This window comes from Pseudomonas sp. B21-031, from assembly GCF_024748985.1.
GTDB lineage: Bacteria > Pseudomonadota > Gammaproteobacteria > Pseudomonadales > Pseudomonadaceae > Aquipseudomonas > Aquipseudomonas kermanshahensis.
This window is the reverse complement of the sequence record NZ_CP087181.1, coordinates 3,770,249-3,795,415: the sequence shown is the minus strand read 5'-3', so window position 1 is coordinate 3,795,415 and position 25,167 is coordinate 3,770,249. Positions and strand designations below refer to the sequence as shown.

The following is a 25,167-nucleotide window of genomic DNA, read 5'->3' as shown; positions in this document are numbered from 1 at the left end:
GGGTGGCTTTTTTGTTTGCGGCGGCCAACGGCGGTATGCTGGGCGCCAGCCTAGGAGACTGAATAAATGGCCTACGATTTTGATTTGTTCGTGATTGGTGCCGGGTCCGGCGGTGTGCGCGCCGCGCGCTTTGCCGCGGGCTTTGGCGCGAAAGTGGCAGTGGCCGAGAGCCGCTACCTGGGTGGTACCTGCGTCAACGTCGGCTGTGTGCCGAAAAAACTGCTGGTGTATGGTGCGCACGTCGCTGATGAGCTGGAGCAAGCCGCAGGCTTCGGCTGGACCTTGGAAGAAGGGCATTTCGACTGGGGCACCCTGATTGCCAACAAGAACCGGGAAATCGAGCGCCTCAACGGCATCTACCGCAACCTGCTGGTCAACAGCGGGGTGACCTTATTGCAAGGCCATGCACGGCTGACCGGCGCCAACGAAGTGGACGTCGACGGCCAGCGCTACACGGCCGAGCACATTCTCATCGCCACCGGTGGCTGGCCGCAGGTGCCAGACATCCCTGGTAAAGAACTGGCCATTACCTCTAACGAGGCGTTCTACCTCAAGGCATTGCCACGCCGTGTGCTGGTAGTGGGCGGTGGTTACATTGCCGTCGAGTTTGCCGGCATCTTCCAGGGCCTGGGTGCCGACACCACCTTGCTGTACCGCGGCGACCTGTTCCTGCGTGGCTTCGACGGTTCGGTGCGCACGCACCTGAAAGAAGAGCTGGAAAAACGCGGCCTCGAGCTGCAGTTCAATGCGGACATCCAGCGTATCGACAAGCTGGACGACGGCAGCCTCAAGGCCACCCTCAAGGACGGCCGAGAGCTGGTTGCCGACTGCGTGTTCTACGCCACCGGTCGCCGGCCGATGCTGGACAACCTGGGCCTGGAAAACACCGGCGTCGAACTGGATGCACGCGGCTACATTCGCGTCGACGACCAGTATCAGACCACCGCGCCATCGATCCTCGCCATCGGCGATGTGATCGGCCGGGTGCAGCTTACCCCCGTGGCCCTGGCCGAGGGCATGGCCGTTGCACGGCGGTTGTTCAAGCCCGAGCAGTACCGCCCGGTGGACTACCAGAACATCCCCACCGCAGTGTTCAGCCAGCCGCCGATCGGTACTGTCGGCCTGACCGAAGAGCAGGCGCTGGAAGCTGGGCATAAGGTGCAGATCTTCGAGAGCCGTTTCCGGGCCATGAAGCTGACCCTGACCGACATCCAGGAAAAGACCCTGATGAAGCTGGTGGTCGATGCCGAGACCGACAAGGTCCTGGGTTGCCACATGGTCGGGCCGGATGCCGGCGAGATCGTCCAGGGCCTGGGGATTGCGCTGAAAGCCGGGGCGACCAAGCAGCAGTTCGACGAGACCATCGGTGTACACCCGACGGCGGCCGAAGAGTTCGTGACCATGCGTACCGTTACACGCTGATAATTGCGTATGACGACACCACCCTGTGGGAGCGGGTTTACCCGCGAAGAATACAACGCGGTGTATGGCACCGGTTTTGCCGGTGTTCGTGGGTAAACCCGCTCCCACAGGGTTCTGCTACACAAGCAGCAGCCGCGTTGTTCAGCGCAATCTCTTCTATTAATAAACCCTGGTTATAGCCAAAACCAATCAGCAGCATCAGCTTTGCCAATGAGCCTTCAATGGGATGAACGGTTAGGATTCTCTCCATCAACTGATTCCAACCCCATGAAGGAGCGTCTCTCATGCCTATCATCAACAGCCAAGTCAAACCGTTCAACGCCACCGCCTACCACAAGGGCGAGTTCGTCCAGGTCAGCGAAGCCGACCTGAAAGGCAAGTGGTCTGTCGTGTTCTTCTACCCGGCCGACTTCACCTTCGTCTGCCCAACCGAACTGGGTGACCTCGCTGACAACTACGCCGAGTTCCAGAAGCTGGGCGTCGAGATCTACGGCGTGTCCACCGACACCCACTTCACCCACAAAGCCTGGCACGACACTTCGGACACCATCGGCAAGATCGAATACCCGCTGATCGGTGACCCGACCCACATCATCTCGCGCAACTTCGACGTACTGATCGAAGAAGCCGGCCTGGCTGATCGCGGTACCTTCGTGATTAACCCAGAAGGCCAGATCAAGATCGTCGAACTCAACGACGGTGGTGTAGGCCGTGACGCCAGCGAGCTGCTGCGCAAGGTCAAGGCAGCCCAGTACGTTGCCGCCCACCCAGGCGAAGTCTGCCCGGCCAAGTGGAAAGAAGGCGAAGCCACCCTGGCACCGTCGCTGGACCTGGTTGGCAAGATCTAAGGTCGTGCGCCAGTCGCGGGCGGTAAGCAGCCGCCAAAGCTGAAATACCTACCGCCCCGCCAAACGCCCGGGCGCTACTGCCTGGGCGTTTTTGTATCTGAAGATTGAAAAAGGAATCGCCCGTATGTTGGACGCCACGCTTAAATCGCAACTGAAAACCTACCTGGAGCGGGTCACCCAGCCGATCGAGATCGTTGCCTCCCTCGACGACGGCGCGAAGTCCCGCGAATTGCACGACCTGCTGGTGGAAATCGCCGGCCTGTCGAACCTGATTACCCTGCGCGCGGACGGAAGCGACGCCCGTCGTCCTTCGTTCTCGCTCAACCGCCCGGGGGCTGACATCAGCCTGCGTTTCGCCGGCATCCCCATGGGCCACGAATTCACCTCCCTGGTGCTGGCGCTGCTGCAAGTCGGCGGTCACCCGTCCAAGGCCAGCGCCGACGTGATCGAGCAGATCCAAGGGCTGGAAGGCGAATTCACCTTCGAAACCTACTTCTCGCTGTCGTGCCAGAACTGCCCGGACGTGGTCCAGGCGCTGAACCTGATGGCGGTGCTCAACCCCAACGTGCGCCATGTGGCCATCGATGGCGCGCTGTTCCAGGACGAAGTCGAAGCGCGCAAGATCATGGCGGTGCCGAGCGTTTACCTGAACGGCGAAGTGTTTGGCCAGGGCCGCATGGGCCTGGAAGAGATTCTGGGCAAGATCGACACCAGCGCCGGCACCCGCCAGGCCGAGAAGATCAACGCCAAGGACGCATTCGACGTATTGGTGGTCGGTGGTGGCCCAGCCGGCGCCGCGGCGGCGATCTATGCCGCGCGTAAAGGCATCCGCACCGGTGTTGCCGCCGAGCGCTTTGGTGGGCAGGTGCTCGACACCCTGGCCATCGAAAACTTCATTTCAGTGCAGGAAACCGAAGGGCCGAAGCTGGCCACCGCGCTGGAAGAACACGTCAAGCAGTACGACGTCGACATCATGAACCTGCAGCGCGGCGAGGCGTTGATCCCTGCCACCGACGGCGGCCTGCACGAAGTACGCCTGGCCGGTGGTGCCTCGCTCAAGGCCAAGACCGTGATCCTGGCCACCGGTGCCCGCTGGCGCGAAATGAACGTGCCGGGTGAACAGGAATACCGCGGTCGCGGCGTGGCCTACTGCCCGCACTGTGACGGCCCGCTGTTCAAGGGCAAGCGTGTGGCGGTGATCGGCGGCGGCAACTCTGGCGTGGAAGCGGCCATCGACCTGGCCGGCATTGTCGCCCAGGTGACGCTGATCGAGTTCGACAGCCAACTGCGTGCTGACGCCGTGTTGCAACGCAAGCTGCACAGCTTGCCGAACGTGAAGGTGATCACCAGCGCGCTGACCACCGAAGTGCTGGGCAATGGTGAGAAAGTGTCCGGTTTGCGCTACAAGGATCGCACCACCGATGAGCTGCATGACCTGGCGCTGGAGGGCATCTTCGTACAGATCGGTCTGCTGCCGAACACTGACTGGCTGAAAGGTACGGTGGAGCTGTCGCCGCGTGGCGAGATCATTGTCGATGCCAAGGGCGCGACCAACATCCCAGGCGTGTTTGCCGCGGGGGATGTGACCACGGTGCCGTACAAGCAGATCGTCATCGCAGTAGGCGAGGGCGCCAAGGCTTCGCTGGCAGCCTTCGATCACCTGATCCGCACCTCGGCGCCGGCGTAAGCCAAGCACAAGCCTGAGGGTGTCTATGATTACCCCAGACACCCTCAGGAATCTCACCCATGACCCTGATCAGCCGCGAACCCTGGTGGCTAGTGCCACCCAAGCCCGGGCAAAAGGAGCAGGACCTGCACTGGGGCTATCTGGAAATCTACGCCGACGGCCGCACTGTGTTCGTCGACCAGCGCCCCAGCGATAAAGAACTGGCCGAGCGCAAAAGCTGCCGCAACTTCCCCGACCCCGAGCACTGAAGGGCTCAGCCTTCGAGCTCGGCCAGGCGCGCCTCCAGCGCTGCAATCCGGGCTTCCAAGGCCTCTATGCGCTCCTCCGACACACTGCCGCCACTGCTGCGGGCGCCCCCCTCCTGCTGGCGCGCGGCCAAAATCGCCTCGATTTCTGCCGGGTCACCCAGCGCATGGGTATAGCGGTCTTCGCGTTGGCCTGCCTGGCGCGGCAGGTGCAATGCCAAATCCCGTGATATCAGGCGCTCGAGCTGGTGCTGGATCTGTTCGGTGTCGTCAAAGTCGTGCAGGCGGTTGCTGCGGCTGAGCAGCTCGTTGAGGGTTTGCGGGCCGCGCAGGAACATCAGGCCCATCAGCACCAGCTGCGCCGGCACCAGCTCCAGGGCTTTGTCCACGCGCTGCTCCCAGCGGTCGGCGCGGCTGCCCATCTGCAAGCGTGTCATGCCTTGGCCTTCGAGTGCGCGCAAGGCCTGGCCGACCTGGCCTTGGGTGAGGTTCATCACCGGCTCGCGGCTGGTCTTCTGGTTACAGGCCAGGACCAGGGCATTGAGGGTCAGTGGGTAGCTTTCCGGGCTGGTGGCCTGTTTTTCGATCAGCGAGCCGAGAATGCGGATCTCGGTGCTGTTGAAACGGCCTTCACCTGCGGGTTCGTGTTCTGACATGGCCCAGTCTCATTGCGAGGAAAAGGCCACTAGCGTAGGTAAAGCCGCTGCATTAGGCAATTGGCACCGCGTTGCACTGTGCGCACGGGCTTGTAGGCGCGGCCGAAAGGGCCGCAAAGCGGCCCCAACACGCTTAAGCCCCGCGTCGCTCTTCGGCCTGACACGCGGCTGCCGTGAACAGCACGTCGGTCGAAGAATTCAGCGCAGTCTCGGCCGAGTCCTGCAGCACGCCAATGATGAAGCCCACGGCAACCACCTGCATGGCGATCTCGCTGGGGATGCCAAACAGGCTACAAGCCAGCGGAATCAACAGCAGCGAACCACCAGCCACGCCCGAAGCGCCGCACGCGCAGACCGCTGCCACCACACTCAGCAACACCGCAGTCGGCAAGTCGACCGGGATACCCAGGGTGTGCACGGCCGCCAGGGTCAGCACGGTGATGGTGATCGCCGCGCCGGCCATATTGATGGTCGCGCCCAGGGGGATCGACACCGAATAGGTGTCTTCATGCAGGCCAAGGCGCTCCGACAGCGCCAGGTTGACCGGGATGTTGGCGGCCGAGCTGCGGGTGAAGAACGCCGTGATACCGCTTTCGCGCAGGCACAACAACGTCAGTGGGTACGGGTTGCGGCGAATCTTCCAGAACACGATCAGCGGGTTCATCACCAGGGCCACGAACAGCATGCAGCCAATCAGCACGGCCAGCAGGTGCAAGTAGCCGAGCAGGGCGCTCAAGCCCGACTGGGCCAGGGTCGCGCTGACCAGGCCGAAGATGCCCAGCGGGGCGAAGCGGATGACCACGCGCACGATCAGGGTCACGCCGTTGGACAGGTCCTCGACCACAGTGCGGGTGGTTTCGCCGGCATGGCGCAGCGCCACGCCCAGGCCGATCGCCCAGGTCAGCACGCCGATGAAGTTAGCGTTGAGCAAGGCGTTGACCGGGTTGTCGACGGCGCTCAGCAGCAGGTTCTGCAGCACTTCCGTGATGCCGCCGGGCGCACTCAGGGCGGCGTCGCCGGCGCTCAGTGCCAAGTGCGACGGGAACAGCATGCTGGCGACCACGGCCACCACGGCTGCGGCAAAGGTACCCAGCAGGTACAGCCACAGGATCGGGCGGATATGGGTTTCCTGGCCGTGGCGGTGGTTGGCGATCGAGGCCATGACCAGGATGAACACCAGGATCGGCGCCACGGCCTTGAGGGCGCTGACGAACACCTTGCCGAGGAAGGCCAGGTTGCGGGCGACGTCGGGCGCCAGCAGTGCCAGGGCGATGCCCGCGAGCAGGCCGATGACGATCTGCGTCACCAGGCTGGTGCGGTTGAGGAGGCGGAAGACAGGGGTCATGTGCAGCGCAGTCTCGGTTTTTGAAAGGGCGGGACTTTACCACAGACCGCTGTAGGGCTTGCCGGCAATGAAGTGGGAAAAGTTACCAGTGAAACAGCTCCCGCCGTGCCCCCTCGGTAATGGCCACGATGCCTGGGTGCTTGACCTTGCGCTCCACTGAGATGGCATAGAACGACTCATGCACCGCCTCAGTCTGCCCGATCAACTGCACGCCATACTGGCGGCACACCTCCTCGGCGATGACGCTGGGCGCGACGAAAATGCCGCTGCCCGATTGCCCGAATGCCTGCATCAAGGCGCTGTCGTCGAACTCGCCAACGATGCGCGGTTGCACCTGTTGCTCGCCCAGCCAACGCAGCAAGCGGCTGCGCACCACGGTTTCCTGGCCCGGAATCAGCAGGGGGGCATCCTGCAGGCAGGCCGGGAAGGGGCCGGCATGGCGTTGTGCCAAGGCCTGGGTGGCGAAGAAACTCAGGCCGCACTCGCCCAGCTTCTGGCTGTAGCCCTTGATATCCAGGTGGTTGGGCATCGGGCTGTCGGAGATGACCAGGTCCAGGCGCTGAATCGCCAGGTCTGCCAGCAGCCGCTCGAGCTTGTCTTCGCGGCAGTTGATGCGCAGCACCTCGTCCAGCTCCATGGTCGGCGCCAGCAGGCGGTAGACGATGGATTTGGGGACCACGTCGGCCACGCCCACACGGAACAGGATCTGTTCCTGTGGGCCGGCACGCAGCAGGGCTTCGAGCTCGCCGCCGATCTGGAACATCTGCTCGGCATACACCAGCGTCTGGCGGCCGGTTTCGGTCAACTCCAGTTGCCGCCCGACCCGTTGAAACAGCTCCAGGCCATAGGTCTGCTCGAACAGGCTGATCTGCCCGCTGATGGTCTGCGGAGTCAGGTTCAATTGCTCACTGGCCCGCGCAATGCTGCCGGTCTTGGCCACGGCCCAGAAGTAGTGCAACTGGCGGTAGTTGAGCATCGGTTTTTTCTCGATTCGTAAAAACCGAAGTATAACCGCTGAAAATACGAATTTTCCTGATGTATTGGCCTCTTTAGAATGCGACTCCATCAGGCGCTGCGTGCGCCGCCGGAATATCGACAAGCGAGGAACCCATGTTGCAGCTTAAATCCATTGGCACGCCTTTGGTGTTGGCCCTGGCCCTGTTCACCCTGGCCGGCTGCGATCAGGCCGAGAAATCCGCCCAGCAGATGCTCGACCAGGCCGCCCAGTCGGCCAAGCAGGCCATCGACAAGACCAACGAAGCGGCGCAGCAGGCCCTGAGCGATGCCATCGGCAGCGAAGGCCAGGCGCCAAAAGACGTTGAAAAGCAAGAAAAGACCCAGGACATCTGACCCCAAGACCCGATGCAGGATTGATTAAATGGAATATTTGCTGGAACTCGCCGCAAGCCCGACCGCCTGGGTCGCCCTCGCCACGCTGGTGGCCATGGAGATCGTGCTGGGTATCGACAACCTGATCTTCATCTCCATCCTCACCAACAAGCTGCCGCTGGAGTACCGCTCCAAGGCGCGGCGCATTGGTATCAGCATGGCCTTGGTCATGCGTCTGGCGCTGCTCAGCACCGTGGCCTGGATCGTCCAGCTGACCGAGCCTGTGGTCGATGTGTTCGGCCATAGCTTCTCGTGGAAGGACATGATCCTGATCGCGGGTGGCCTGTTCCTGCTGTGGAAGGCGACCAAGGAAATTCACGAAAACGTCGACCCGCACGGCGCCAAGGAAGAATCCAAGGCCGGTTCCACCATCACCTTGGGCTTCGCCGCGGCCATCGGCCAGATCCTGTTGCTGGATATCGTCTTCTCGATCGACAGCATCATCACCGCCGTGGGCATGACCGAACACCTGCCGATCATGATCATTGCCGTGATCGCTGCTGTGATCGTGATGTTGGTGGCGGCCGACCCGCTGGCCAAGTTCATCAATGACAACCCGACCGTGGTGATGCTGGCCCTGGGCTTCCTGATCATGATCGGCATGACCCTGATTGCCGAAGGCATGGGCGCTCACGTGCCAAAAGGGTATGTGTATGCGGCGATGGCGTTCTCGACCTTGATCGAGATCCTCAACATCATGGCCCGTCGGGCGCGGATGAAGCGCGAAGCGGCTGAGGGTTGATCTAGAAAAAGCGGGGCCATGTGGGAGCGGGCTTGCCCCGCGAACACCGGCGAAGCCGGTGCCAACCACCGCGTGGCCCCATTCGCGGGTCAAGCCCGCTCCCACAGGTATACATCAACTACGTGCGTTTAATGTGCCTCTACCTGCCGCCGCGCCCCGCGCACAGCCTGAGGTTCGGCCACACCCTGCGGTGGCAGGTGATGATGGGAATGACGCCGTACGATACGCAGTACACCCCACAGCATGGCGGCTGCGACGCTCAGCCACATACCTACCAGCATGAGGATTGCCAGGGTCAGGCTCATGTGTGCCTCCTTCTCTCGGGCCAGCGCGCTGTCAGCCAGGGCTCGCCTTACAGACACTTCATTAGTCTAGCCTGCCCCTTGTGACGTTCCATTGACCTTAGGTCTATTGCTGAGGCCGATTCGCTACAAGCCGGTGTCGGACTATACCCGCGCACCTGTGGGCCCTATGATCGGTGCCCAGAGCCGGGCGCTGCCTGCCTGGCATCGGAACAAGCGAGTGCCCATGCAGCAAGTTTCCTTCAAATCGCTGGCTTCGGTCCCACGCCGGTTGCTGCTGGCTGGCCTTTTGGCCGTCAGCCTGGCCGGTTGCGCCAGCGCACCGCCCGCCAGCCTCAAAGGCCTGCCGCAGCGGGTCGAAATCAGCAGCGTGCCGTTCTACCGGGGCAATGCCAACCACAGCGGGGCCATGGCCCTGGCGGCGCTGCTTTCGCAACAGGGCGCGCCGATCACCCCCGGGCTGCTGGATAAACCTTTGAACTTGCCTCAAGGCGCCGAAACGCTGGATACCAGTATCCCCCGTGTCGCACGGGACTACGGCATGGTGGTGTATGCGCTGGACAAACAACTGGACGCCTTGCTGACACAAGTGGCGGCGGGCAACCCGGTGTTGCTGCGTTACGAGGAGGGTTCGGCCTGGTGGAGCGAGCCACGCTACGCCGTGCTGATTGGATATGACCGCTACAAGCAACGGGTGCTGCTGCGCTCAGGCATGCACCGTCGGCAACTGATGGCCTTTGATGACTTTGCCTCGGCCTGGGCCAAGCAGGGGAGTTGGGCGGTGCTGCTGCAACCGCCGCGGCAACTGCCGGCCCAGGTTGACCGGCAACGTTGGTTGCAGGCTGCCGATGAGCTGGCCCGCGCAGGGCAGGAAGTCGCCGCCAAACAGGCGGTGAACAGCCTGGGACGGTAAGTAAGCCGCGCACCGGCCGCTTCGCGGGTTTACCCGCAAAGCGGCCGGTGCGTTGTTACAGAGGTATCAGAAGCCCAGGCGGTCGCGCAGGCTGTAGTACCAGGCACCAATGGCGCTGAACGGTACACGCAGCATCTGGCCACCCGGGAACGGATAGTGCGGCAGGCCGGCGAATGCGTCGAAACGTTCGGCCTGACCACGCAGCGCTTCGGCCAGCACTTTGCCTGCCAGGTGCGTGTAGGTCACACCGTGGCCCGAGCAGCCCTGGGAGTAATAGATGTTGTCGCCAATGCGGCCGACCTGAGGCAGGCGCGACAGGGTCAGCAGGAAGTTGCCGGTCCAGGCGTAGTCGATCTTCACGTTCTGCAGCTGCGGGAAGGCCTTGAGCATCTTCGGACGGATGATCGCCTCGATGTTTGCCGGGTCGCGTGCGCCGTACACCACGCCACCGCCGAAGATCAGGCGCTTGTCGCTGGTCAGGCGGTAGTAGTCGAGCAGGTAGTTGCAGTCTTCGACACAGTAGTCCTGCGGCAGCAGGGTGCGAGCCAGGTCTGCGTCCAAGGGCTCGGTGGTGATCACCTGAGTACCGCACGGCATAGACTTGGAGGCCAGTTCTGGCACCAGGTTGCCCAGGTAGGCGTTGCCGGCGACGATGATGAACTTGGCGCGCACTTTACCCTGTGGGGTATGAACGACCGGGTTGGCCCCACGCTCGATGCGAACGGCCGGGGTCTGCTCATAAATGATGCCGCCCAGCGATTCGACTGCAGCAGCTTCGCCCAAGGCCAGGTTCAGCGGGTGGATGTGGCCGCCGCTCATGTCCAGCATGCCGCCGATGTAGCTGTCGCAGGCGACGACTTCACGGATGCGCTTCTGGTCCATCAGCTCCAGCTGATTGTGGCCGAATCGTTCCCACAGGCGCTTTTGCGACTCCAGGTGGCCCATCTGCTTGGAGGTGAGGGCAGCGAATACGCCACCGTCTTTAAGGTCGCACTGGATGTTGTACTTGGCGACGCGCTCACGAATGATGCGGCCACCTTCGAACGCCATCTGGCCCAGCAGTTGTGCCTGCTTGGGGCCGACGGTGCGTTCGATCACGTCGATGTCACGGCTATAGCTGTTGACGATCTGGCCACCGTTGCGGCCGGATGCGCCGAAGCCGACCTTGGCCGCTTCGACGATGCTGACCTTGAAGCCGTTTTCCAGCAGGAACAGGGCGCTGGACAGGCCGGTGTAGCCGGCGCCGATGATGCACACATCGGTTTCCACCTCACCCTGCAGCGCCGGACGTGGCGGCACCGGGTTAGCCGAGGCGGCGTAGTAGGACTGGGGGTAGGGGGTGTTGGCCATGCTCGAGGAACCTCGTGTTTTATATTTTTAACGAATGTAGCGATGCTATCAATAATAATAAACACCCGCTAGTCGTCCGTTAAAAATCCTTTACCCGGCTGTCGTCGAAGCCTTTCTATAAAGAGGTTAAGATTCAGTGAGTTAGCGCGAAAAAAAGTGTTGACAGGGTTTTTGGATTGCGTAGAATGCGCACCACACGACAGGCACATAGCTCAGTTGGTTAGAGCACCACCTTGACATGGTGGGGGTCGTTGGTTCGAGTCCAATTGTGCCTACCAAACAAAAGCCCCGGTTTCCGGGCACTTGAAGGGCGATCCGAGAGGGTCGCCCTTTTTGCTTTTGCAAAACTTTTGCAAAATATTTGCAAAACCACCCACCTTTATCCGGTCTTCGCTGGTACTTGCCGTCCGTCAGATGGCCAGGTCAGCCTTCACTTCGACGTACTGAATTCCCTTCGGTGCGTGCCCGTCTTGATACCGCTCCGTCATCTCGGCAGTGGCATGCCCCATCAGCAACTGAACGTACTCGGTTGAAAATTTTTGCTGCTCGTAAAGCCAGGCGCCCAGGGCCCGGATCTCATGGAAAGTTGGGCGCTCATCGAAGTCTAGGTGATCGTAGGCCTTCGCAGCGTCCCTGGCCTTCCTGAAGCTCTTGGACAGGTAGTCCGGGGTAACCGCCGTCCAGTGCTCCTTCGCCTCGATCTGGTCCTGACGGCGCGCCTTCGGGCGATAATGGATCAGGAGGGGTGAAATGATTGGCGACCGAAAGCACTCGTTCACCGTCTCGCGCAGAGCCTTGCCCATGATTATCTGCAGGTGAATCGGCGTGTCGTAGTTGTCGGTCTTGCCGGGGGACACCTTGATGGTGTTCTTGATCAGGTCAACTGCCGACTTCTTCCAGGTCACGATGTCTTCACGGCGCTGCAGGCTGGTCAGGCCCAATCGAATGGCGCGCTTTAGCCACCCCGGAGTTGTATCTGCGTCCAGGATCTTCTGTACGCCCTCTAGAGTGTGGCGCTGGCGCTTCTTCTTGGCTTCCTTCTTCAGCAGGGTCATGTCGGCGGCGTTGCGCTCCGCCATACCCTTGGCGATAGCGAATGTCAGCAGGCTAACCAACAGGGCTCTATGCTTCGTGTAGGCATTGTTGCTGAACTGGTCCAGGTATTCCGCTGCCGCCAACACGTCGAACTGCCCCACCAGCATGTGCCCGATGTCCGTCCGGTACCGCTTGAGCTTGTAGCCGATCTCGTCCAGAGACGAACGCGCATAGCCGCGCTCGGGCAGCCATTCGGTTTCGAAGCGATCAATTAGGGCGCCGATAGTGGGCAGGCGGTCCCCGGTGATGGTCGCCAGCATCTCGCCGCTGTCGGTCATCAGGAACGCCAGCTTGGCGTTGGCGGCTTTGGCCAGGCGCACCGCCTCGTCATAGGGCTTATTGATGCTGGTCATCTTCCCCGTGATCGGGTTCTTGTACCGCCAATACTTCCCGTTGGCGTACAGGTTGGGCGGAAGCGTCTTGTTCTTCGGGCTTCGCGGTCGTGGTGCCATTTCAAATATCCAGCATCTGAGCCAATAGCGGGTCGTTCGAGCCGATCACGGCGGACTGAAGGTCGACGAAGTACATGCCTCCACGGATTTCGCCCGCCAACTCTCCCTCGTCAATCCATTTTTTAAGCTGCTGCAAGCTCGGCTTTCCGCCGGCGTAGCGCAGCTTCCGATACTCGCCCACCTCCATGAGCCTGGGTAGGCTGGCGGTGATCTGAGCTATAACTTTAGCCATGACGGAGCCTCAATCGACACTGTGATCCGACGCCTGATGCGTCAGGTTTTGGTTGTCAGGCCGGCCTGTCACGTCAGTCGGCCGGCGCAGATCTCTCCGCGCATTCACCGCCCGCAACACCGTGTTAACTGCTGAGCTGATCCGCGCCTTCTGAACTTCGGTGAGCTGCTCCGCTGGGGTGTCGGCATAGTTGCTATCCAGGTGCAGTGCATCGCATGCCGCCTGGAAGTCAGACGCGTATAGGTGGCCCTCGGCGCTCTTGGCCCGCTGGCGCCAGTAGGCAGCCTGGTCGTGTAGCGCTTCCATCTCGGCCAGCAGGACGAGGACATTGGCCGGATTGGCGCCGGCGATGAAAGCCGCATTGGCGCGGCACTCTTCATCCGTTTTAACCCGGCAGTTGGCGAAGGCCTCCGCGATCATCCCGCTGTTCTCATGCGCCACGTAGGCGTACAGGAGGTGGCCGTGCTCATTGATGTATTCGCCTTCCGTGACCCACTGGCCAGGTGTGGCGCGTTGGGCTAGCGCCTTCAGCTTTGCTTTATCGATGGTCATGCCCGCTCTCCCATAGCCTGCTTCATCAGCGCGTACGTTTTCGGTGCGCGGCTACCCTTGCACCAGTCCAGGCCGACCTCATCAAGGAAGCACTGGCTGATTTCCTCCCAGTGGCTGGCCAGTCCTGCCCAATCCTTCCCGTGGCAGACCATCTCACCCATACGGGGCTTCCACTCAGGGATCAATTCAAGGAGCTTGATGCAGCGATTCAGGTCGTCTGGATCGAGCGGATAGTCGAAGTAGCCGTTCTTCGGCGTCAGTCCCAGCATGTGGTCGTGAATAGCTCGCGACGACATGCCTACCTCGCCGTCACGCACCCACGCAGCGGCACGCTGCTCGACGGTCTTGTCAGCGCCCGGCATGGTGGTGTCGTAGCCAAGTGGACAGCCGGCCCTTTCCAAGGCGTCGACGCAAGCCTGCTCGAAAGTCCTCTGGCTGACCCGGCCTTGGATCAGGTCGTTCATGGTCGGCGTGATGGCGTCCAGCTGGCGCTGGTTCAGTTTGTGTTCGCGCAGCACAATGCTCATGCCCGACCTCCTGCCAATTCTGCCAGCTCAGCCACCAGCGCCTCAGTGCGCCCGTAGAACTTCCCGGTGTCCTCGTTCACGAACCGCTCGAGTACGGTGGCCACCGCCTGCTGGTTGGCCAGGCCGCGCAGATCGGCGCTGGCCACGGCTGCATCGGTCGATGGCTCATGTACGAAGGTCTCTTGGCTGATCACCAGGGTGCGCACCGGGCGAATACCCTTGCACTTGCTGGCCCAGTTGGTAGTCGGTGTACACCAGGGCAGCATGTGTAGGCACCAAGAGCTTCCGGCGGAGTTCTGCGTGCTGGACCAGTATTCCATGTGGGTGAAGGCCTGGGTCGGCCCGCCGGCACGGAGAGCGCTGTAGTAACGGTCCCAGTCCGGCAGTTGGAGAAGGTTCGCCCGCATGACCTGCAATTGCTCAATACTTGGCAGATGCCACCCTCGCTGCCCACGGATGGTCATTCCAAGCACCTTTCGGGCGATCGCACTACCGGCCTCGGCCATGGCGCGGGTGTTCTCCAGGCCGTCATGGAACGACAGGGCGCCGCGGACGTTCACGCGCGGGCCGGGTTGCTCCCACCACTGGGCAGCGGTCTCGAACTCACGGCCTGCGTCGATGATTGCGTGCTCGGCGCCGGCGAAGAAGATCCGCCCGGCGAAGAAGCCCCCGCCCAGGGGCTGGCCGATGGCGGGGAGGGCGGAGTGGTTGATTGCTCGGCGCTTGATCATTCTGGCAACCCTCCCGATGCAATCAGGTTTCGCGCAATCGCGACCAGGTCATCGCTCTCGATGCTCTCGGCGTGCTCGGCGTAATCCAGAACGCGCAGGGCCTCGGCCTGGGTGCGCGGCTTGATCTCCGACAGCAGCCCTTGGACGAACCAGTCCCTGGCTATCGCTTCATGCATTCCGTCGCCCCATTCGCCAGCAGCGTGCCGCAGGGCATACAGCCGATCCCAATACGCGATCTCATGCAGACAGTCGTCGAGGGTGTTCGGCATCAGGTCGGAGTGCTTGCGGAAGCGCTTGGCGACCTCGGCCTTGTCGTTGTCGATGTAGTCCTTGAAACCCTTACAGCGCTTTAGGGCCCTCTCGCAGAACTGCTCGGCGGGCGTGTCCTCGAAAATCGTCTCGCCCTCGAAGCGGGCCTGCGCCTCAGATACCAGCGCGGCCGTAGCCAGCGAAGACTTGGCCAGCCCTTCAAGGTCAGCAAAGCCGAATGAGAACATGACCGCGAAGGGGTTTCCCCCGCTGTTGCGCTTCACGTACTCGACATACCGTTGCTCGATCTGCTTGAGCGGCGTGTTGATCTGCTTGGCTGCATCCAAAGCAGTGGCGATCGGCCCGGCCTGGCCGGTCTTGATGACCTCGCGCAGCCACAGAACTGCATCCACTTCCTTGTCGCCGGTGACGACCTTCTGTTCGGGCAGCACCTGAACTGCTGGCGCCGTCTCCGCGCTTGGCCGGATCGAGGGAAGGGTGAAGAGGGCGCGGTGCGCCAGGTTGTCGGTCAGATTGATCATGCTATCCCCCGAAAGTGATTAGCCAGAACCAGGCGCCCGTCCAGGCCGCAGGCTGCTGACATATTGAATACCTGGCCAAAGGTGGTTTCACGGTGCTGCAGGGCTTCCCACAGCTGCAGTAGCAGGTCGGCCTGGCTCATGGCTTCTGCTCCTGCGTGTCCTGCGTCACCTGCTGTTTGGTGAGGTGACGGATCGCTGAGTCAATACGCTGGTCCAGATCCTCACCAACACGCACCGTGCCGATACCACCCGCCCTGTCGTATACGGCTGGTGTGAATCCGGAACCGGTGGACAGAGCCTCGTCGCGCAGCCAGCGGTACCGGCGCGCGTCGGCAGCCATGCGGACGTGGTCGTCGATGCTGAATACCGGCTCTTTCTCGGTGGTACCTTCAGCCACTCGGCGTGCGTGGATTTCCTCGCGGTCAACGATCACACCGCGCGGAGCCTCAATACCCAGACGGACCTGGCAACCGTTCACCTGGGCCACGGTGACGCGAATGTTGCCGCCGATGATGACGGCCTTGCCGATGTTGCGACTTAGCATGAGCATGTTTGAATCTCCTTATTTCGAGCAAGCCGGTGGCCTGCCGCGGTTGTTGGCTTTCGCAAAAGTCAGGGTTGGATCAGATCAGGCGGGGAGCGTCACGCCACCGCCAAGGCGCACTCAGCGCGCCGGGTTGCTATACGGGTTTCAATCTTGCGTTCGCCGCTGTTGCCGCCACGACGAACACGCATGGCTTGGTCGTCTCCGATCATGCCGTGGATGGCCATCAGCAGGGCTAGGGTGGTGGCGGCGGGGCTGATGATCTGGCGCTTGAACGCTTCGAGCACCAGGCCGCGCATGGTCTTAGCGCCGAGCTTGAGCCGGGCGTCCTCGATGCGCTTTTCAACAGTCTTGGGGCTGATACCCATCAAGCGAGCAATCTCTTTCTGGGTCAGGTCGTTGGCTGCATGCAGCGTCGCCTCAAGTTCACGCGGAGCAAGCCCCATGCCGAGAAAACCGGTCCAGCCGCTGGCGGTGATCGTGTGATTGGTCATGCGGGTTGCTCCATGCGATGAGTCGATGGAGAGAAAATTACCAAAGGCAATTTATTGTGTAAATACCTTTAGTAATATTTTTTTGGCAATGCGCAAAAAAACCGCTCGAGAGCGGTTTCGGTCTGGCCCTATTGACCTGGTCATCTGGAGCTTCCTCCACGCCATGCTATTTGGCCTACAACAGGAAGCCCATCGGCAGCCTCACTGCTAAGCGTCTCATCTGGATACCTCTGCTTATCCAGATTGTCACACCTCAGCGCCCAGCCGCCGGAAATCATTTGGAAGACTCTGCGGATGCTGGTCTTACCATCGGGGCGCCTGATCAAAAAAATCTTTCCATCCTCTAGTATCTTCTTGGATGTGTCGATCATGACCACGTCTTCGCGAGCGATATGTGGAGCCATGCTGTCGTCTATAGCATACAAGATCCTGAGGTAGGGGTAATGCAGGCCCATGTCCCTAAGCCAGCCGCGGCGAAACAACATCCCCTCAGTAAGCCCCACATGCTCATCATTTACCCCAGGGACAAATGAGTTATCGTCCAAAAGCTGAGGAATGAGCACGTACTGCTCGTGAGGAACAGCATCCAAAACCTTGGCGCTGCGAGACCAGGTTTCCTTAAAGGAGTCCGCAAAGGACTCAATCACGTCCGCAAGGCGAGGGCTGAAATCCCTCACGGATACCCCAAGAATCTTGGCGAAGGCTGCGGCGACTGAGGCGTTCAGTGGGTTCACGCCGTTCAGATAATGGCTAACAGAGCTCTGGTTAATACCCAAGCGGTGCGCAAGCTTCTCTTGAGTGAGCTTCAGCTCTTTTTTTTTGCCGTCGAAGATCGCCTTGAGTCTCTGGCATTCTTCCGCGCGATCTGGAGGTAAGGGCTTTTTCATAATCCCATAATATTCCCGTTAGTAATGCCCATCAAATGCCAAAGGTATTGCAAGCAATAAATGCCAAAGGTACTATCCATGCAAAGTACTAGCTGGAGGCAGGCCATGACCATGGTCCCCCTGAAAGATTTCGCTAAGGGCCACGGGCAGCCGCATGCAGCATCCCTACTGGGAATGACGCAGGGTGCCCTGAGTAAGGCTATCCGCATTGGACGTACGGTCTACGTCACGCAGCAAGAAGACGGTTCTTTTGCTGCCGTCGAATTTCGTTTGTTCCCTGCCAGGAATGATCGGGAGGCTGACTCCGGCCCGACCTTGGATGAAACGATACGCCATCTGGCCTTGACCGTTCAGACGGGCAAACCCTCTGTGAATCCATCCAGTGTTCAGCATGGGCAGAATTTTGGCCCTCCTGAGGCCCTCGTTTAATGGGTATCGTCCGAACACGCACATTTGAGGTGCAAAGGGAAGGCCCCCAACAGCGCCTTTTCAGAGACTTCCAATGGTTGGCTTTTGCCTGCCCAATAAAAAGGAACACAGCATGAGTCAGCACGCCCCATCCCAGTTTTTGTTGTCCGGCTGAGTTTTCTCCGGGCAACAAAAAACCCGCTGCCAGGCGGGTTCTTTAACCGACCTCTGCCAGGAGGTCTTGCAACATCACCTTGTCTTAGGAGGATGCGATATGTCGCACCCAAAAAATACCACCACGCCATCACCGGCGCAACCCATCCTCACCAGCGAGACTGGTTTCCTCAGCACGCCAATCGACAACCGGGGCATTCAACTGCTCGCTGTTGCGCCTGGCGCGAATGCAGAAGACGCTCTGCGTGCAGCCCGCACGCTTTCTTCAGGGATGAGCCAGCTCTGCCAGCATCTGCACGACAGCCTGAACATGGGCGAGATGGCGTACTGCGACGGTATGGCCACGCTGAGCTTCCTGGGCGAGACCGTCAGCGCGCTGATCTGGTCGGTTGAGAAGAGCGTTGCCTGCGCAGCTGGCCGCGGGGGTGAGCAATGACTCCTCAGCCTGAAACGCTTGCCCACCCGTTCGCTACCAGTGGTGCTCACGACGTTTTTGAGGCGGCGGCCGGCGTCCCGATCCACGAATCACTCGATGCCGCCACTGATCGGCTGGAAGCGGTCGTTGCCGGCCTGCGTGAGCTGATGCAGGAGCCGGCGGTCACGCAGCTCGCCACGCTGACTTTTTACGCTGCCGAATCCGCGCTCGCTTTGGTGTACAGCGCGCACGCTGGCGTCGTCCCCGAGCAGGGAGGTGCAGTATGAGCATGGATGAACTGGAAACCGTAGCACAGGACGCAACCTTTCAGATTCAGTGCGCCATGACCCACATCGACTGGCTGCGCGGGGTGCTGCATGTGCTTGAGGATCGTCTCAAGGCTGCCGGCGATGCGCGCGGCGCCACTGTCGCGAACCTTGCCCACTACAACACCGATGTATGGCACAACGATCTGGATAGCGAGCGAGAAAGCCTGGAGAAGCGCATCGAATCTGCAGTCGCCGCGCCACAAAAACCTACCGCTGTAAAACGTGGCGCGGGAGGTGCGGCATGAGCCTGGTAGTCATCAAGGACGGCGATGCCGTCACGCCGACCACTGCTATCGCTTCAGGGACCGAGAACGAGCATGCGAGCGTTATCGCTCTTGTGCGCAAGTATCACGACGATCTTTGGGAGTTTGGAAGGGTTCGATTCGAGGTAGACCCCTTCGAAACGGCTGGTGGTGTGCAGACGCGAGAGATCGCTCTGCTGACAGAGCCGCAGGCCACGCTGCTACTCACCTACATGCGCAACACCGAGATCGTCCGCGCCTTCAAGAAAAAGCTGGTCCGCGAGTTCTGGGAGTTGGTCCAGGAGCGCAGCCGGGCCAAGTCATCCATGCCCGAGAACTACATCGAGGCCCTGGAGCACCTGCTGGCCTCGAAGCGTTCGGAGCAGTTGGCGCTGGAGCAGCGTGACCATGCCGTTGCCACCAAGGCCGAGATCGGCAGCCGGCGAGAAGCCACCGCCATGGCCACTGCATCAGCTGCTGTTCGCAAGGTCATGCACCTTGAGAACGAACTTGGTCGTGGTTGCCAGCACGCCACCGTGACCGCGGTGGAGAAGGCCGCCCACCGCAGCTTCGGTAGCCAGGGATTCCGCCCATTGAAGAACTGGTGCGACAGCCATGGGGTGTCCGCCCCGAAAGTCCAAGACCCTCGATTCGGCTGGGTTCGCTCCTGGCCTGCGGCCGCCTGGGCGGCTGTCTACCAAATTGACCTGGCCGACTTGTTCCGCGCTGCTGGAGAAACCGCATGAGCATTACCAAACTCGAGATTGCCGAAAAGATAGCTGGTATTGCGAACAAGCAAGGCCTATCCCGTAAAACCATGCTGATTCTGACGCAGCGAGTTGTACGCAATGGCCTGGCCAAGCTGCAGCAGATTCGCGATGAGCGCCGCGTCTTCCGTCGCGAGGCCGCAAAGCTCAAGGCGTACCCAGTGGCGCAGCACCAGGCAGACATCCTCCTGGCGAAATCCAAGAGCCATCGTGAAGATGACCACAAGACCACCAAGCAGGGGTTGATTGGTCTGGGCTACCACCTGATCAAGGACACCGACAACAGCTACGACGCCATTGGCTTCGACTGCTTGTGCGACCTGCTGAGCATCAACACGGTACATCGCCCAGCAATCCAGAACGACGAGCGAGGTCTTGCGGGGCTCATCTACGTCGCAAGATTGGAAAACAGTGCCAGCCCACAGTCTGATGGCTGGGGTGAGGGAGGGCCACTGTTCGAGGCCTGCTTCATGGCCATGGTGGATTGGATCAAGACGGCCCCTGAGAGTGATCTGCCCGACCTGTTCGGGCCTGACTCACCGTTCGCTGGCGCTCCGATCGTTCCAGTAAAGCCAGGGGAGACTCTTCAATGAACCCGACCCCAAACCCCGCCCAGGCACGCCCGCAGCGCTCTGGCGCAACGATCATCAACGGCCCTTGGCCAACCTACATCCAGTTCAAAGGCTTTCCAGAGCGCGAGGGCTGGACGATCTACGAAATAGCCAAGGCTGGTCGACGCGCCATGGAAGACAACGGTTTCGAGATGGCCGAGAGCTACGACGCCTTCGTGTGTCGAGTTACGGAGGAGCTTGATCTGTGAGTATTCAATCCATGACCTGGGCGCTTGAGCAGCGCCTGGTCACCGACCCCACTTGCCGCCATGTACTTCTGTGCCTGGCCAACTACGCCGACAAGAGCGGGCGCGGGGCGTTTCCCTCAGCGTCGAGCTTGTCTGAAGACACTGGGCTTTCCGAGCGGACCATCCGTTACAAGCTCGATGCCCTTGAAGCCGCCGGAGTTATCAAGCGTGGGAATCAAGCGATAGCCGCTGCCTACATCGACCGCTATGACCGGCGTCCGGTGGTTTACGACATGGTGGAAAATCGGGGTGCACCAGCTGCACCCCGCAATGAAGAAGATCCCGAACGGGGTGCAAATGAAGACGCTACGGGGTGCAGCTCGCAACAGAACGGGGTGCAAATGAAGACAGAACGGGGTGCACCAGCTGCACCCAATCCGTCATATAACCGTCAGTTATCCGTCAATAAACCAAAGAAGAGCGCAGGCAAGCCTGCTGGGGAGAAATCGGCAAAGTTCGATCCACTGACAGCTAAGCCTGCCAACGTGAGCGAACAGACCTGGGCCGACTGGTGCCAGCACCGCAAAGAGATCCGCAAGCCGCTGACCGCCACGAGCTGCAAGCAGCAGGCCGAGGACCTGGCCAATCATCCGAACCCCGATGCTGTGATCAAGCTGTCGATCGGTAAGGGGTGGACAGGTCTCTTCCCTGACAGCGCCCTCCCTGCTCGAGCAGGAGCACAGACCAACGCAAGCGCGGTGCTGCAAGTGCCTGCCCATCACCAGGAGATGTACCCTGATGACCTCATCTAAATTCAGGCCGGCGCCAGCCGAGCGTGTTGCAGGCATTGCCAAATGCGAAGTGCCTGGTCACGGCCAGTACGAAGCGAAGCAGGTCGAGCAGTTTGATGGCGGATGGAAGGCGACAGAGTGCCCGCGCTGCCGCTGGGAGGCTCTGAACCTCCAATGCGAGGCCAATGTGCGTGACGTGGCGTACGCTGAGAGAGAAGCCGAAGAACTCAATCGTGACCTGTTCGCCACCGGCATCACGCCGCGCTTCCGGGGCTGCACGTTCGACAGCTTCATCACCAACGCCAACTCGGCCAAGGTCCGTGCCCAGTCTATTTGCCGCCGCTATGCCGAGGAGTTCGAAGGCCACTACCGGGCTGGCCGTGCACTGATGCTACTGGGCGAGGTCGGGAACGGGAAAACTCACCTGGCCTGCGCCATCCTGCAGCACGTTGTTCGGGAGTATGGCGCCAAGGGCCTGATTGTCACTGCCGAGGGAATCATGCAGGCCGTGACGGACAGCTTCCGTAGCAACGCCGGACCGTCGAAGTCCGACCTGCTGGCTGAGTTGGCCGCTGTCGACTTGCTGGTTATCGACGAGGTCGGCATGCACACGCCCCGCCCAGGCAAGGACTTCATGCCCAGCCTGCTGCACGAGGTCATCGACCGCCGCTACCAGCTTGTGCGCCCGACGATCCTGATCAGCAACCAGGACCGTGATCAGTTGCCCGTCTACATCGGGCCACGGGCCATGGACCGCCTGCGCGAGAACGGCGGCCTGCTGGCGCCCTTCACCTGGTCGTCAGCGCGTGTAGGAGGGGCGGCATGAGCAGCCAAGATTACGCGGCTTGCACAAAGGATGTGTCACGGTTGCACAGCCCTGAGTCAGAACATGCCCTGATCGGCGCCATGATCCACCAGCCAGCGCTCATTGATGACGTGAAGCTTGAGGTCGGTGATTTCTACCAGGCCGACTGTGCCGAGCTGTTCGAGCTGCTGCTGGCGCTCAAGGCGAAGGGGCGGCAGATCGACGTGGTAACCCTGTCAGATGCCAGGCCGACCTTGGCTGATGGCCGTGGCACGCTGGCAGTGGCTGCTCACATCGCTCACAACACGCCGAGCGCGGCAAACTTCGCAGAGTACGCCCGGATCGTGAAACAGCGGTCGGTGGCTCGCCGGGTGATCGCTGCTGCGCACATCATGTCGGAGCGCCTGAGAGATGGCGACTCGCTGGACGAGGTGCTGGCGCAGGGGCAGCAGGCTTGGATCGCCCTCGAGGCGGAAGGTCTGGATGCCCGCAAGCGGTATCGCTTCGTGGGCGAGATCCTGCCCGAGGCAATCGACGGGATTGACCGTCGGTTCAACCGCGAGGTGGTGCTGGGCTTCGACACCGGCCTGCCAGCGCTCGACAAGTTCATTCCCGGCATCTGCGCCGGGCACATGGTCGTCATCGCTGGCGCCCCGGGTAGCGGCAAGACCACCCTGGGCCTGGGTATCGCTGAGCGGGTAGCGCTGGTGGCTAAGTCCACGTCGCTGGTCTTCAGCCTGGAGATGACGGATGTGGAGCTGACAAACCGGTCGCTGGCCTCAGTGGGTAGCGTGCAGCTGAAGCACATCACCGAAGGGCACTCGATGGCCGACAACGATTGGCCAGGCCTGACGGCGGCTGTGGGCAAGCTCGATGGCGCGCCGCTGATCTTCTGCGATGACGCCTCGTTGACGATGCGCGATATCCGTCAGATCTGCCGCACGGTCAAGCGCGAGCACGGCCTTGGCTCTGTCACGCTGGACTACATCGGCCTGGTCAACGGCGAGAGCAAGTCGGCCAGCAGGTACGAGCAGGTCACCGACATCAGCAAATCGATCAAGCGGCTGGCCAAGGAGCTGGGAGTGCCCGTGATGGTGCTGGCGCAGTTGAACCGGGGCCCAAGCAACCGCGCCAACAAGCGCCCCACGAAGAGCGACCTGCGCGACTCAGGCCAGATCGAAGCCGACGCCGACGTGGTGGTGCTGGTCCACCGAGACAGCGAATCCGAAGAGGGGCAATCGGGCGTCACCGAACTGATCGTGGACAAAAACCGCCACGGCGAAACCGGTATCTGCCGCGTGCAGCACCAGGGCGCCTATCACAGGTTCGTCGAGCTGGTCGGCTATCAGCCAAGCAACGAAGAAGTCGAAATGGGCAGGACATTTGCCGGCCGCCACCGCACCAAAGGAGCTAAGCATGAATCTTTCTAATTTCTGGCCACGCGCTGGCGCTGGCAAATCTGCAACCCCGGTCGTGTCGGTGAGCGTGACGAGGCGTGCTGGCGCGGAACAGCCAGTTGCCACTGGCAATACCCCTAAGCTTGCAGAACCGCACCCGCGTCTGGTTGGGCCCCGTGAGTTGCCTGACACTCTGGAGGCCTGCGAGGCCTTGCATGAGCAGCTGGTGGCTGACGCTATCCGCCTGGAGCTGTCGCTGGCGCAGGCCGTCGAGCGTGCCATCCAAGGCACGCCATACGACCGAGGCTGGTACAACCGGGCGAAGGCCGCGCTCAAGCACATCAACCACGACCGCACCCGGGTGCTGTACCGATGTGGCCAGTTGCGCAAGGAGGCCAAGGCGCACGCCCAGCAGCACATGGACCGGGTCATCCTCGACGTGATCAAGGAGTCGATGCCAGCCGACCATTTCCTGGGCTTTGTTCGAATTGCCGAGGCCCGCATGGCATCGCAGGTGGCGAAATGAATCCGCTCAAGTTGATTGCTCGGGTGCTGGCGCCTGTGCATGAGCAGGCAGGGTATCAGCCCGTCGTCGCCGAAGGGTCTGCCGTGCTTCCGCTAGGGGCGCAGATGGTCAATGTGAAGCAATACCCTGAGGCAGAACGCATTGCCGCCTCGCTGCGCGAATACCCAGGCGACTGGGGATGGGTCACCAAGGGCCACACGCTTCGCCACATACCGACCGGATTCGTCCTATGGGTTGCGAACGAAGACTGGGGGCTTGGTGAGCGCGCGAGCGGGGTAACTGCACGGTTCTGCAAGGAGGAGCAGGCAATTGTATGGCCTGCTGTGGAAGCCTGGCTGGCCTCGCACAAGATCGGCTTCACCGGTCGCCTGCCCAAGGTGAGCATCACTTGCCGGAAGGGAACCTGGTGGTGCGTCAGCGAGGGGCATCCATGGGCCGGCGCCGGCGGGTCACCAGCTGAGGCTTACCGATCTTGGTCCCGCGCCGTATCAATCGAGGCGCGCGGTGATCAGCGCCCAAATGAAATCCTGCACGTATGGAGTGCCGCACTATGAGCAACGTAACTGCGGCATTGCCGCGCAAAAGCCTGACCGCCGTGGAGTGCAAGTTCCTCAAGGTGGGCAACCGCATGCTGCTGGAGCAGAACAACGGCCGCATCGCATCAGCGGCCCTGATGGACATCGTGGCTGACTGGCACGCCGCGCGCGCCAATGTGGGATTCGAGCAGTTCGCCAAAGGCTGGATCACCGAAGGCAACGCCAAGAGCAAACACGCTGACAAGCTGCTGCGCGAGCTGTTCGGCCTAGACACCGACCCAACGCCCCGGAGGGCTGCATGAAGAAACGCACCTACATGGACAAGCCGCTGGGCGATACCGAATGGCTGCTCGAGCAATGGGGCAGTTGGCGAATGGATGGGATGGGGGTTCCCCGGTACGTCTCACCGTCGATTACTGCGGCAGCGGCTGGTGGTGGTTGCCAGTACTCCCTTACCGATGATCATGCGCTGGTGATCGACTCGGCGGTGGCGAGGCTGACCAAGCGCAACCAGCAGATGGGTGATTTCGTGTGGCTCTACTTTGGATCGAAGTGGACAATGGTGCGGATTGGCGAGGCATCCAGGATGTCCGAGCGATCAGCCCGCGAGATCGTCAAGCAGGGTGTGGCCTGGGTTGATTCGTTCTTGGAACAATTTCGTGAAGCTGCGTAAAAAGTTCTTTCCGGACGGATAAACACCTGTTTTCATAGCAGCGTGTCCAGCTTGCAAGCAACGCGACACAGAGAAACCCCGGCCACTGCGTCGGGGTTCTT

Annotated in this window: 36 protein-coding genes and 1 tRNA gene; 22 read left to right on the top strand and 15 right to left on the bottom strand. The window is 61.2% G+C overall.

All coding sequences use genetic code 11. The features are described 5' to 3' along the window. Nucleotides 1-66 precede the first annotated feature (66 nt). The 4 genes from gorA to LOY53_RS16845 all read left to right on the top strand — a co-directional run bounded on the left by gorA (nucleotide 67) and on the right by LOY53_RS16845 (nucleotide 4,205). Nucleotides 67-1,422, top strand: coding sequence for a glutathione-disulfide reductase (gene gorA / locus LOY53_RS16860; RefSeq protein WP_258703025.1), 1,356 nt, complete (start codon nucleotides 67-69; stop codon nucleotides 1,420-1,422). A 284-nt stretch (nucleotides 1,423-1,706) separates the two neighbouring features. Beyond that, a complete protein-coding gene (ahpC, locus tag LOY53_RS16855) occupies nucleotides 1,707-2,270 on the top strand; it encodes an alkyl hydroperoxide reductase subunit C (RefSeq protein ID WP_027592669.1) in 564 nt (187 codons plus the stop codon). Between the two features lie 124 nt (nucleotides 2,271-2,394). Next, entirely contained in the window at nucleotides 2,395-3,957 is a 1,563-nt protein-coding gene (gene ahpF, locus LOY53_RS16850) for an alkyl hydroperoxide reductase subunit F (protein WP_099428855.1), read from the top strand. A 59-nt stretch (nucleotides 3,958-4,016) separates the two neighbouring features. After that, a complete protein-coding gene (locus tag LOY53_RS16845; RefSeq protein WP_027592667.1) occupies nucleotides 4,017-4,205 on the top strand; it encodes a hypothetical protein in 189 nt (62 codons plus the stop codon). 5 nt (nucleotides 4,206-4,210) lie between these two features. Here LOY53_RS16845 and LOY53_RS16840 read toward each other — a convergent pair whose 3' ends face one another. The 3 genes from LOY53_RS16840 to nhaR form a co-directional block, all read right to left on the bottom strand. Then, the gene (locus LOY53_RS16840; RefSeq protein WP_099454670.1) at nucleotides 4,211-4,858 is read right to left on the bottom strand and encodes a YceH family protein; all 648 of its coding nucleotides are present in this window, start codon (nucleotides 4,856-4,858) and stop codon (nucleotides 4,211-4,213) included. 133 nt (nucleotides 4,859-4,991) lie between these two features. After that, a complete protein-coding gene (sstT, locus tag LOY53_RS16835; RefSeq protein ID WP_099428857.1) occupies nucleotides 4,992-6,203 on the bottom strand; it encodes a serine/threonine transporter SstT in 1,212 nt (403 codons plus the stop codon). A gap of 82 nt (nucleotides 6,204-6,285) precedes the next feature. Then, the gene (nhaR, locus tag LOY53_RS16830) at nucleotides 6,286-7,179 is read right to left on the bottom strand and encodes a transcriptional activator NhaR (protein ID WP_099454669.1); all 894 of its coding nucleotides are present in this window, start codon (nucleotides 7,177-7,179) and stop codon (nucleotides 6,286-6,288) included. Nucleotides 7,180-7,313: 134 nt separating this feature from the next. On the opposite strand from nhaR, the gene LOY53_RS16825 reads away from it, so the two are divergent. Both LOY53_RS16825 and LOY53_RS16820 read left to right on the top strand, forming a co-directional pair. Continuing rightward, nucleotides 7,314-7,553, top strand: coding sequence for a hypothetical protein (locus LOY53_RS16825; protein WP_099454668.1), 240 nt, complete (start codon nucleotides 7,314-7,316; stop codon nucleotides 7,551-7,553). A gap of 28 nt (nucleotides 7,554-7,581) precedes the next feature. Further along, nucleotides 7,582-8,334: a TerC family protein gene (locus LOY53_RS16820; RefSeq protein ID WP_027592662.1), complete on the top strand. Its 753-nt coding sequence runs from the start codon at nucleotides 7,582-7,584 to the stop codon at nucleotides 8,332-8,334. Between the two features lie 128 nt (nucleotides 8,335-8,462). On the opposite strand, the gene LOY53_RS16815 is transcribed toward LOY53_RS16820, so the two are convergent. After that, the gene (locus LOY53_RS16815; RefSeq protein WP_177323871.1) at nucleotides 8,463-8,639 is read right to left on the bottom strand and encodes a hypothetical protein; all 177 of its coding nucleotides are present in this window, start codon (nucleotides 8,637-8,639) and stop codon (nucleotides 8,463-8,465) included. A 166-nt stretch (nucleotides 8,640-8,805) separates the two neighbouring features. On the opposite strand from LOY53_RS16815, the gene LOY53_RS16810 reads away from it, so the two are divergent. Next, nucleotides 8,806-9,549, top strand: coding sequence for a peptidase C39 family protein (locus LOY53_RS16810; RefSeq protein WP_258703024.1), 744 nt, complete (start codon nucleotides 8,806-8,808; stop codon nucleotides 9,547-9,549). A 66-nt stretch (nucleotides 9,550-9,615) separates the two neighbouring features. Here LOY53_RS16810 and LOY53_RS16805 read toward each other — a convergent pair whose 3' ends face one another. Then, complete coding sequence (locus tag LOY53_RS16805; RefSeq protein WP_027592660.1) at nucleotides 9,616-10,899, bottom strand: FAD-binding oxidoreductase; 1,284 nt, start codon at nucleotides 10,897-10,899, stop codon at nucleotides 9,616-9,618. A 201-nt stretch (nucleotides 10,900-11,100) separates the two neighbouring features. Here LOY53_RS16805 and LOY53_RS16800 point away from each other — a divergent pair. Beyond that, nucleotides 11,101-11,177: transfer RNA gene (locus LOY53_RS16800), tRNA-Val, on the top strand. Nucleotides 11,178-11,309: 132 nt separating this feature from the next. Here the strand turns inward: LOY53_RS16800 and LOY53_RS16795 are convergent. From LOY53_RS16795 to LOY53_RS16750, 10 genes are all read right to left on the bottom strand, one after another. Further along, nucleotides 11,310-12,446, bottom strand: coding sequence for a tyrosine-type recombinase/integrase (locus LOY53_RS16795; RefSeq protein ID WP_258703023.1), 1,137 nt, complete (start codon nucleotides 12,444-12,446; stop codon nucleotides 11,310-11,312). 1 nt (nucleotide 12,447) lies between these two features. Continuing rightward, nucleotides 12,448-12,678, bottom strand: a complete 231-nt coding sequence (locus LOY53_RS16790) for a hypothetical protein (protein WP_258703022.1) — start codon at nucleotides 12,676-12,678, stop codon at nucleotides 12,448-12,450. A gap of 9 nt (nucleotides 12,679-12,687) precedes the next feature. Next, nucleotides 12,688-13,230 (bottom strand): ead/Ea22-like family protein, encoded by a 543-nt coding sequence (locus LOY53_RS16785; protein ID WP_258703021.1) that lies wholly within the window; start codon nucleotides 13,228-13,230, stop codon nucleotides 12,688-12,690. Next, nucleotides 13,227-13,757, bottom strand: a complete 531-nt coding sequence (locus tag LOY53_RS16780) for a hypothetical protein (protein ID WP_258703020.1) — start codon at nucleotides 13,755-13,757, stop codon at nucleotides 13,227-13,229. Before LOY53_RS16780 ends, LOY53_RS16785 begins: the two co-directional genes overlap by 4 nt. Then, complete coding sequence (locus LOY53_RS16775; RefSeq protein WP_258703019.1) at nucleotides 13,754-14,488, bottom strand: DUF1566 domain-containing protein; 735 nt, start codon at nucleotides 14,486-14,488, stop codon at nucleotides 13,754-13,756. Before LOY53_RS16775 ends, LOY53_RS16780 begins: the two co-directional genes overlap by 4 nt. Continuing rightward, entirely contained in the window at nucleotides 14,485-15,279 is a 795-nt protein-coding gene (locus LOY53_RS16770) for a hypothetical protein (protein ID WP_258703018.1), read from the bottom strand. The genes LOY53_RS16775 and LOY53_RS16770 overlap by 4 nt, the downstream gene beginning before the upstream one ends. Next, nucleotides 15,276-15,419 carry a hypothetical protein gene (locus tag LOY53_RS16765; protein ID WP_258703017.1) on the bottom strand — a complete coding sequence of 48 codons (144 nt, stop codon included), beginning with the start codon at nucleotides 15,417-15,419 and terminating at the stop codon, nucleotides 15,276-15,278. Before LOY53_RS16765 ends, LOY53_RS16770 begins: the two co-directional genes overlap by 4 nt. Continuing rightward, a complete protein-coding gene (locus LOY53_RS26725) occupies nucleotides 15,416-15,829 on the bottom strand; it encodes a carbon storage regulator (protein ID WP_309475931.1) in 414 nt (137 codons plus the stop codon). The genes LOY53_RS16765 and LOY53_RS26725 overlap by 4 nt, the downstream gene beginning before the upstream one ends. Before the next feature lie 92 nt (nucleotides 15,830-15,921). Then, nucleotides 15,922-16,317: a response regulator transcription factor gene (locus LOY53_RS16755; protein ID WP_252825526.1), complete on the bottom strand. Its 396-nt coding sequence runs from the start codon at nucleotides 16,315-16,317 to the stop codon at nucleotides 15,922-15,924. 140 nt (nucleotides 16,318-16,457) lie between these two features. Beyond that, nucleotides 16,458-17,204, bottom strand: a complete 747-nt coding sequence (locus tag LOY53_RS16750; RefSeq protein WP_252825525.1) for a LexA family transcriptional regulator — start codon at nucleotides 17,202-17,204, stop codon at nucleotides 16,458-16,460. 105 nt (nucleotides 17,205-17,309) lie between these two features. Here LOY53_RS16750 and LOY53_RS26720 point away from each other — a divergent pair, with 105 nt between their 5' ends. From LOY53_RS26720 to LOY53_RS16680, 14 genes are all read left to right on the top strand, one after another. Continuing rightward, entirely contained in the window at nucleotides 17,310-17,633 is a 324-nt protein-coding gene (locus LOY53_RS26720) for a Cro/CI family transcriptional regulator (RefSeq protein WP_309475930.1), read from the top strand. 253 nt (nucleotides 17,634-17,886) lie between these two features. Continuing rightward, nucleotides 17,887-18,222, top strand: a complete 336-nt coding sequence (locus LOY53_RS16740; protein ID WP_252825524.1) for a hypothetical protein — start codon at nucleotides 17,887-17,889, stop codon at nucleotides 18,220-18,222. Next, the gene (locus LOY53_RS16735; RefSeq protein ID WP_252825523.1) at nucleotides 18,219-18,488 is read left to right on the top strand and encodes a hypothetical protein; all 270 of its coding nucleotides are present in this window, start codon (nucleotides 18,219-18,221) and stop codon (nucleotides 18,486-18,488) included. The genes LOY53_RS16740 and LOY53_RS16735 overlap by 4 nt, the downstream gene beginning before the upstream one ends. After that, a complete protein-coding gene (locus tag LOY53_RS16730) occupies nucleotides 18,485-18,775 on the top strand; it encodes a hypothetical protein (protein WP_252825521.1) in 291 nt (96 codons plus the stop codon). The genes LOY53_RS16735 and LOY53_RS16730 overlap by 4 nt, the downstream gene beginning before the upstream one ends. Next, entirely contained in the window at nucleotides 18,772-19,518 is a 747-nt protein-coding gene (locus LOY53_RS16725; RefSeq protein ID WP_258703016.1) for a Rha family transcriptional regulator, read from the top strand. The genes LOY53_RS16730 and LOY53_RS16725 overlap by 4 nt, the downstream gene beginning before the upstream one ends. Next, the gene (locus tag LOY53_RS16720) at nucleotides 19,515-20,132 is read left to right on the top strand and encodes a hypothetical protein (RefSeq protein WP_258703015.1); all 618 of its coding nucleotides are present in this window, start codon (nucleotides 19,515-19,517) and stop codon (nucleotides 20,130-20,132) included. The genes LOY53_RS16725 and LOY53_RS16720 overlap by 4 nt, the downstream gene beginning before the upstream one ends. Then, nucleotides 20,129-20,359, top strand: coding sequence for a hypothetical protein (locus tag LOY53_RS16715; RefSeq protein WP_258703014.1), 231 nt, complete (start codon nucleotides 20,129-20,131; stop codon nucleotides 20,357-20,359). The genes LOY53_RS16720 and LOY53_RS16715 overlap by 4 nt, the downstream gene beginning before the upstream one ends. Continuing rightward, a complete protein-coding gene (locus LOY53_RS16710; protein WP_252825514.1) occupies nucleotides 20,356-21,150 on the top strand; it encodes a helix-turn-helix domain-containing protein in 795 nt (264 codons plus the stop codon). Before LOY53_RS16715 ends, LOY53_RS16710 begins: the two co-directional genes overlap by 4 nt. After that, a complete protein-coding gene (locus LOY53_RS16705) occupies nucleotides 21,137-21,955 on the top strand; it encodes an ATP-binding protein (protein ID WP_258703013.1) in 819 nt (272 codons plus the stop codon). Before LOY53_RS16710 ends, LOY53_RS16705 begins: the two co-directional genes overlap by 14 nt. Continuing rightward, on the top strand, nucleotides 21,952-23,364 hold the full coding sequence (locus LOY53_RS16700; protein WP_258703012.1) for a DnaB-like helicase C-terminal domain-containing protein: 1,413 nt from the start codon (nucleotides 21,952-21,954) through the stop codon (nucleotides 23,362-23,364). The genes LOY53_RS16705 and LOY53_RS16700 overlap by 4 nt, the downstream gene beginning before the upstream one ends. Beyond that, entirely contained in the window at nucleotides 23,351-23,857 is a 507-nt protein-coding gene (locus tag LOY53_RS16695; RefSeq protein ID WP_258703011.1) for a hypothetical protein, read from the top strand. Before LOY53_RS16700 ends, LOY53_RS16695 begins: the two co-directional genes overlap by 14 nt. Next, complete coding sequence (locus tag LOY53_RS16690) at nucleotides 23,854-24,411, top strand: hypothetical protein (RefSeq protein WP_252825506.1); 558 nt, start codon at nucleotides 23,854-23,856, stop codon at nucleotides 24,409-24,411. Before LOY53_RS16695 ends, LOY53_RS16690 begins: the two co-directional genes overlap by 4 nt. After that, nucleotides 24,408-24,695, top strand: coding sequence for a hypothetical protein (locus LOY53_RS16685; protein ID WP_258703010.1), 288 nt, complete (start codon nucleotides 24,408-24,410; stop codon nucleotides 24,693-24,695). The genes LOY53_RS16690 and LOY53_RS16685 overlap by 4 nt, the downstream gene beginning before the upstream one ends. Then, nucleotides 24,692-25,066, top strand: coding sequence for an antiterminator Q family protein (locus tag LOY53_RS16680; RefSeq protein ID WP_186703018.1), 375 nt, complete (start codon nucleotides 24,692-24,694; stop codon nucleotides 25,064-25,066). Before LOY53_RS16685 ends, LOY53_RS16680 begins: the two co-directional genes overlap by 4 nt. The last annotated feature ends 101 nt before the right edge of the window (nucleotides 25,067-25,167 follow it).

Coding starts and splice junctions, on each gene's coding strand:
- gorA (WP_258703025.1), top strand. CDS start 67: ATGGCCTACGATTTTGATTTGTTCGTGATTGGTGCCGGGTCCGGCGGT.
- ahpC (WP_027592669.1), top strand. CDS start 1,707: ATGCCTATCATCAACAGCCAAGTCAAACCGTTCAACGCCACCGCCTAC.
- ahpF (WP_099428855.1), top strand. CDS start 2,395: ATGTTGGACGCCACGCTTAAATCGCAACTGAAAACCTACCTGGAGCGG.
- LOY53_RS16845 (WP_027592667.1), top strand. CDS start 4,017: ATGACCCTGATCAGCCGCGAACCCTGGTGGCTAGTGCCACCCAAGCCC.
- LOY53_RS16840 (WP_099454670.1), bottom strand. CDS start 4,858: ATGTCAGAACACGAACCCGCAGGTGAAGGCCGTTTCAACAGCACCGAG.
- sstT (WP_099428857.1), bottom strand. CDS start 6,203: ATGACCCCTGTCTTCCGCCTCCTCAACCGCACCAGCCTGGTGACGCAG.
- nhaR (WP_099454669.1), bottom strand. CDS start 7,179: ATGCTCAACTACCGCCAGTTGCACTACTTCTGGGCCGTGGCCAAGACC.
- LOY53_RS16825 (WP_099454668.1), top strand. CDS start 7,314: ATGTTGCAGCTTAAATCCATTGGCACGCCTTTGGTGTTGGCCCTGGCC.
- LOY53_RS16820 (WP_027592662.1), top strand. CDS start 7,582: ATGGAATATTTGCTGGAACTCGCCGCAAGCCCGACCGCCTGGGTCGCC.
- LOY53_RS16815 (WP_177323871.1), bottom strand. CDS start 8,639: ATGAGCCTGACCCTGGCAATCCTCATGCTGGTAGGTATGTGGCTGAGC.
- LOY53_RS16810 (WP_258703024.1), top strand. CDS start 8,806: ATGATCGGTGCCCAGAGCCGGGCGCTGCCTGCCTGGCATCGGAACAAG.
- LOY53_RS16805 (WP_027592660.1), bottom strand. CDS start 10,899: ATGGCCAACACCCCCTACCCCCAGTCCTACTACGCCGCCTCGGCTAAC.
- LOY53_RS16795 (WP_258703023.1), bottom strand. CDS start 12,446: ATGGCACCACGACCGCGAAGCCCGAAGAACAAGACGCTTCCGCCCAAC.
- LOY53_RS16790 (WP_258703022.1), bottom strand. CDS start 12,678: ATGGCTAAAGTTATAGCTCAGATCACCGCCAGCCTACCCAGGCTCATG.
- LOY53_RS16785 (WP_258703021.1), bottom strand. CDS start 13,230: ATGACCATCGATAAAGCAAAGCTGAAGGCGCTAGCCCAACGCGCCACA.
- LOY53_RS16780 (WP_258703020.1), bottom strand. CDS start 13,757: ATGAGCATTGTGCTGCGCGAACACAAACTGAACCAGCGCCAGCTGGAC.
- LOY53_RS16775 (WP_258703019.1), bottom strand. CDS start 14,488: ATGATCAAGCGCCGAGCAATCAACCACTCCGCCCTCCCCGCCATCGGC.
- LOY53_RS16770 (WP_258703018.1), bottom strand. CDS start 15,279: ATGATCAATCTGACCGACAACCTGGCGCACCGCGCCCTCTTCACCCTT.
- LOY53_RS16765 (WP_258703017.1), bottom strand. CDS start 15,419: ATGAGCCAGGCCGACCTGCTACTGCAGCTGTGGGAAGCCCTGCAGCAC.
- LOY53_RS26725 (WP_309475931.1), bottom strand. CDS start 15,829: ATGCTCATGCTAAGTCGCAACATCGGCAAGGCCGTCATCATCGGCGGC.
- LOY53_RS16755 (WP_252825526.1), bottom strand. CDS start 16,317: ATGACCAATCACACGATCACCGCCAGCGGCTGGACCGGTTTTCTCGGC.
- LOY53_RS16750 (WP_252825525.1), bottom strand. CDS start 17,204: ATGAAAAAGCCCTTACCTCCAGATCGCGCGGAAGAATGCCAGAGACTC.
- LOY53_RS26720 (WP_309475930.1), top strand. CDS start 17,310: ATGACCATGGTCCCCCTGAAAGATTTCGCTAAGGGCCACGGGCAGCCG.
- LOY53_RS16740 (WP_252825524.1), top strand. CDS start 17,887: ATGTCGCACCCAAAAAATACCACCACGCCATCACCGGCGCAACCCATC.
- LOY53_RS16735 (WP_252825523.1), top strand. CDS start 18,219: ATGACTCCTCAGCCTGAAACGCTTGCCCACCCGTTCGCTACCAGTGGT.
- LOY53_RS16730 (WP_252825521.1), top strand. CDS start 18,485: ATGAGCATGGATGAACTGGAAACCGTAGCACAGGACGCAACCTTTCAG.
- LOY53_RS16725 (WP_258703016.1), top strand. CDS start 18,772: ATGAGCCTGGTAGTCATCAAGGACGGCGATGCCGTCACGCCGACCACT.
- LOY53_RS16720 (WP_258703015.1), top strand. CDS start 19,515: ATGAGCATTACCAAACTCGAGATTGCCGAAAAGATAGCTGGTATTGCG.
- LOY53_RS16715 (WP_258703014.1), top strand. CDS start 20,129: ATGAACCCGACCCCAAACCCCGCCCAGGCACGCCCGCAGCGCTCTGGC.
- LOY53_RS16705 (WP_258703013.1), top strand. CDS start 21,137: ATGACCTCATCTAAATTCAGGCCGGCGCCAGCCGAGCGTGTTGCAGGC.
- LOY53_RS16700 (WP_258703012.1), top strand. CDS start 21,952: ATGAGCAGCCAAGATTACGCGGCTTGCACAAAGGATGTGTCACGGTTG.
- LOY53_RS16695 (WP_258703011.1), top strand. CDS start 23,351: ATGAATCTTTCTAATTTCTGGCCACGCGCTGGCGCTGGCAAATCTGCA.
- LOY53_RS16690 (WP_252825506.1), top strand. CDS start 23,854: ATGAATCCGCTCAAGTTGATTGCTCGGGTGCTGGCGCCTGTGCATGAG.
- LOY53_RS16685 (WP_258703010.1), top strand. CDS start 24,408: ATGAGCAACGTAACTGCGGCATTGCCGCGCAAAAGCCTGACCGCCGTG.
- LOY53_RS16680 (WP_186703018.1), top strand. CDS start 24,692: ATGAAGAAACGCACCTACATGGACAAGCCGCTGGGCGATACCGAATGG.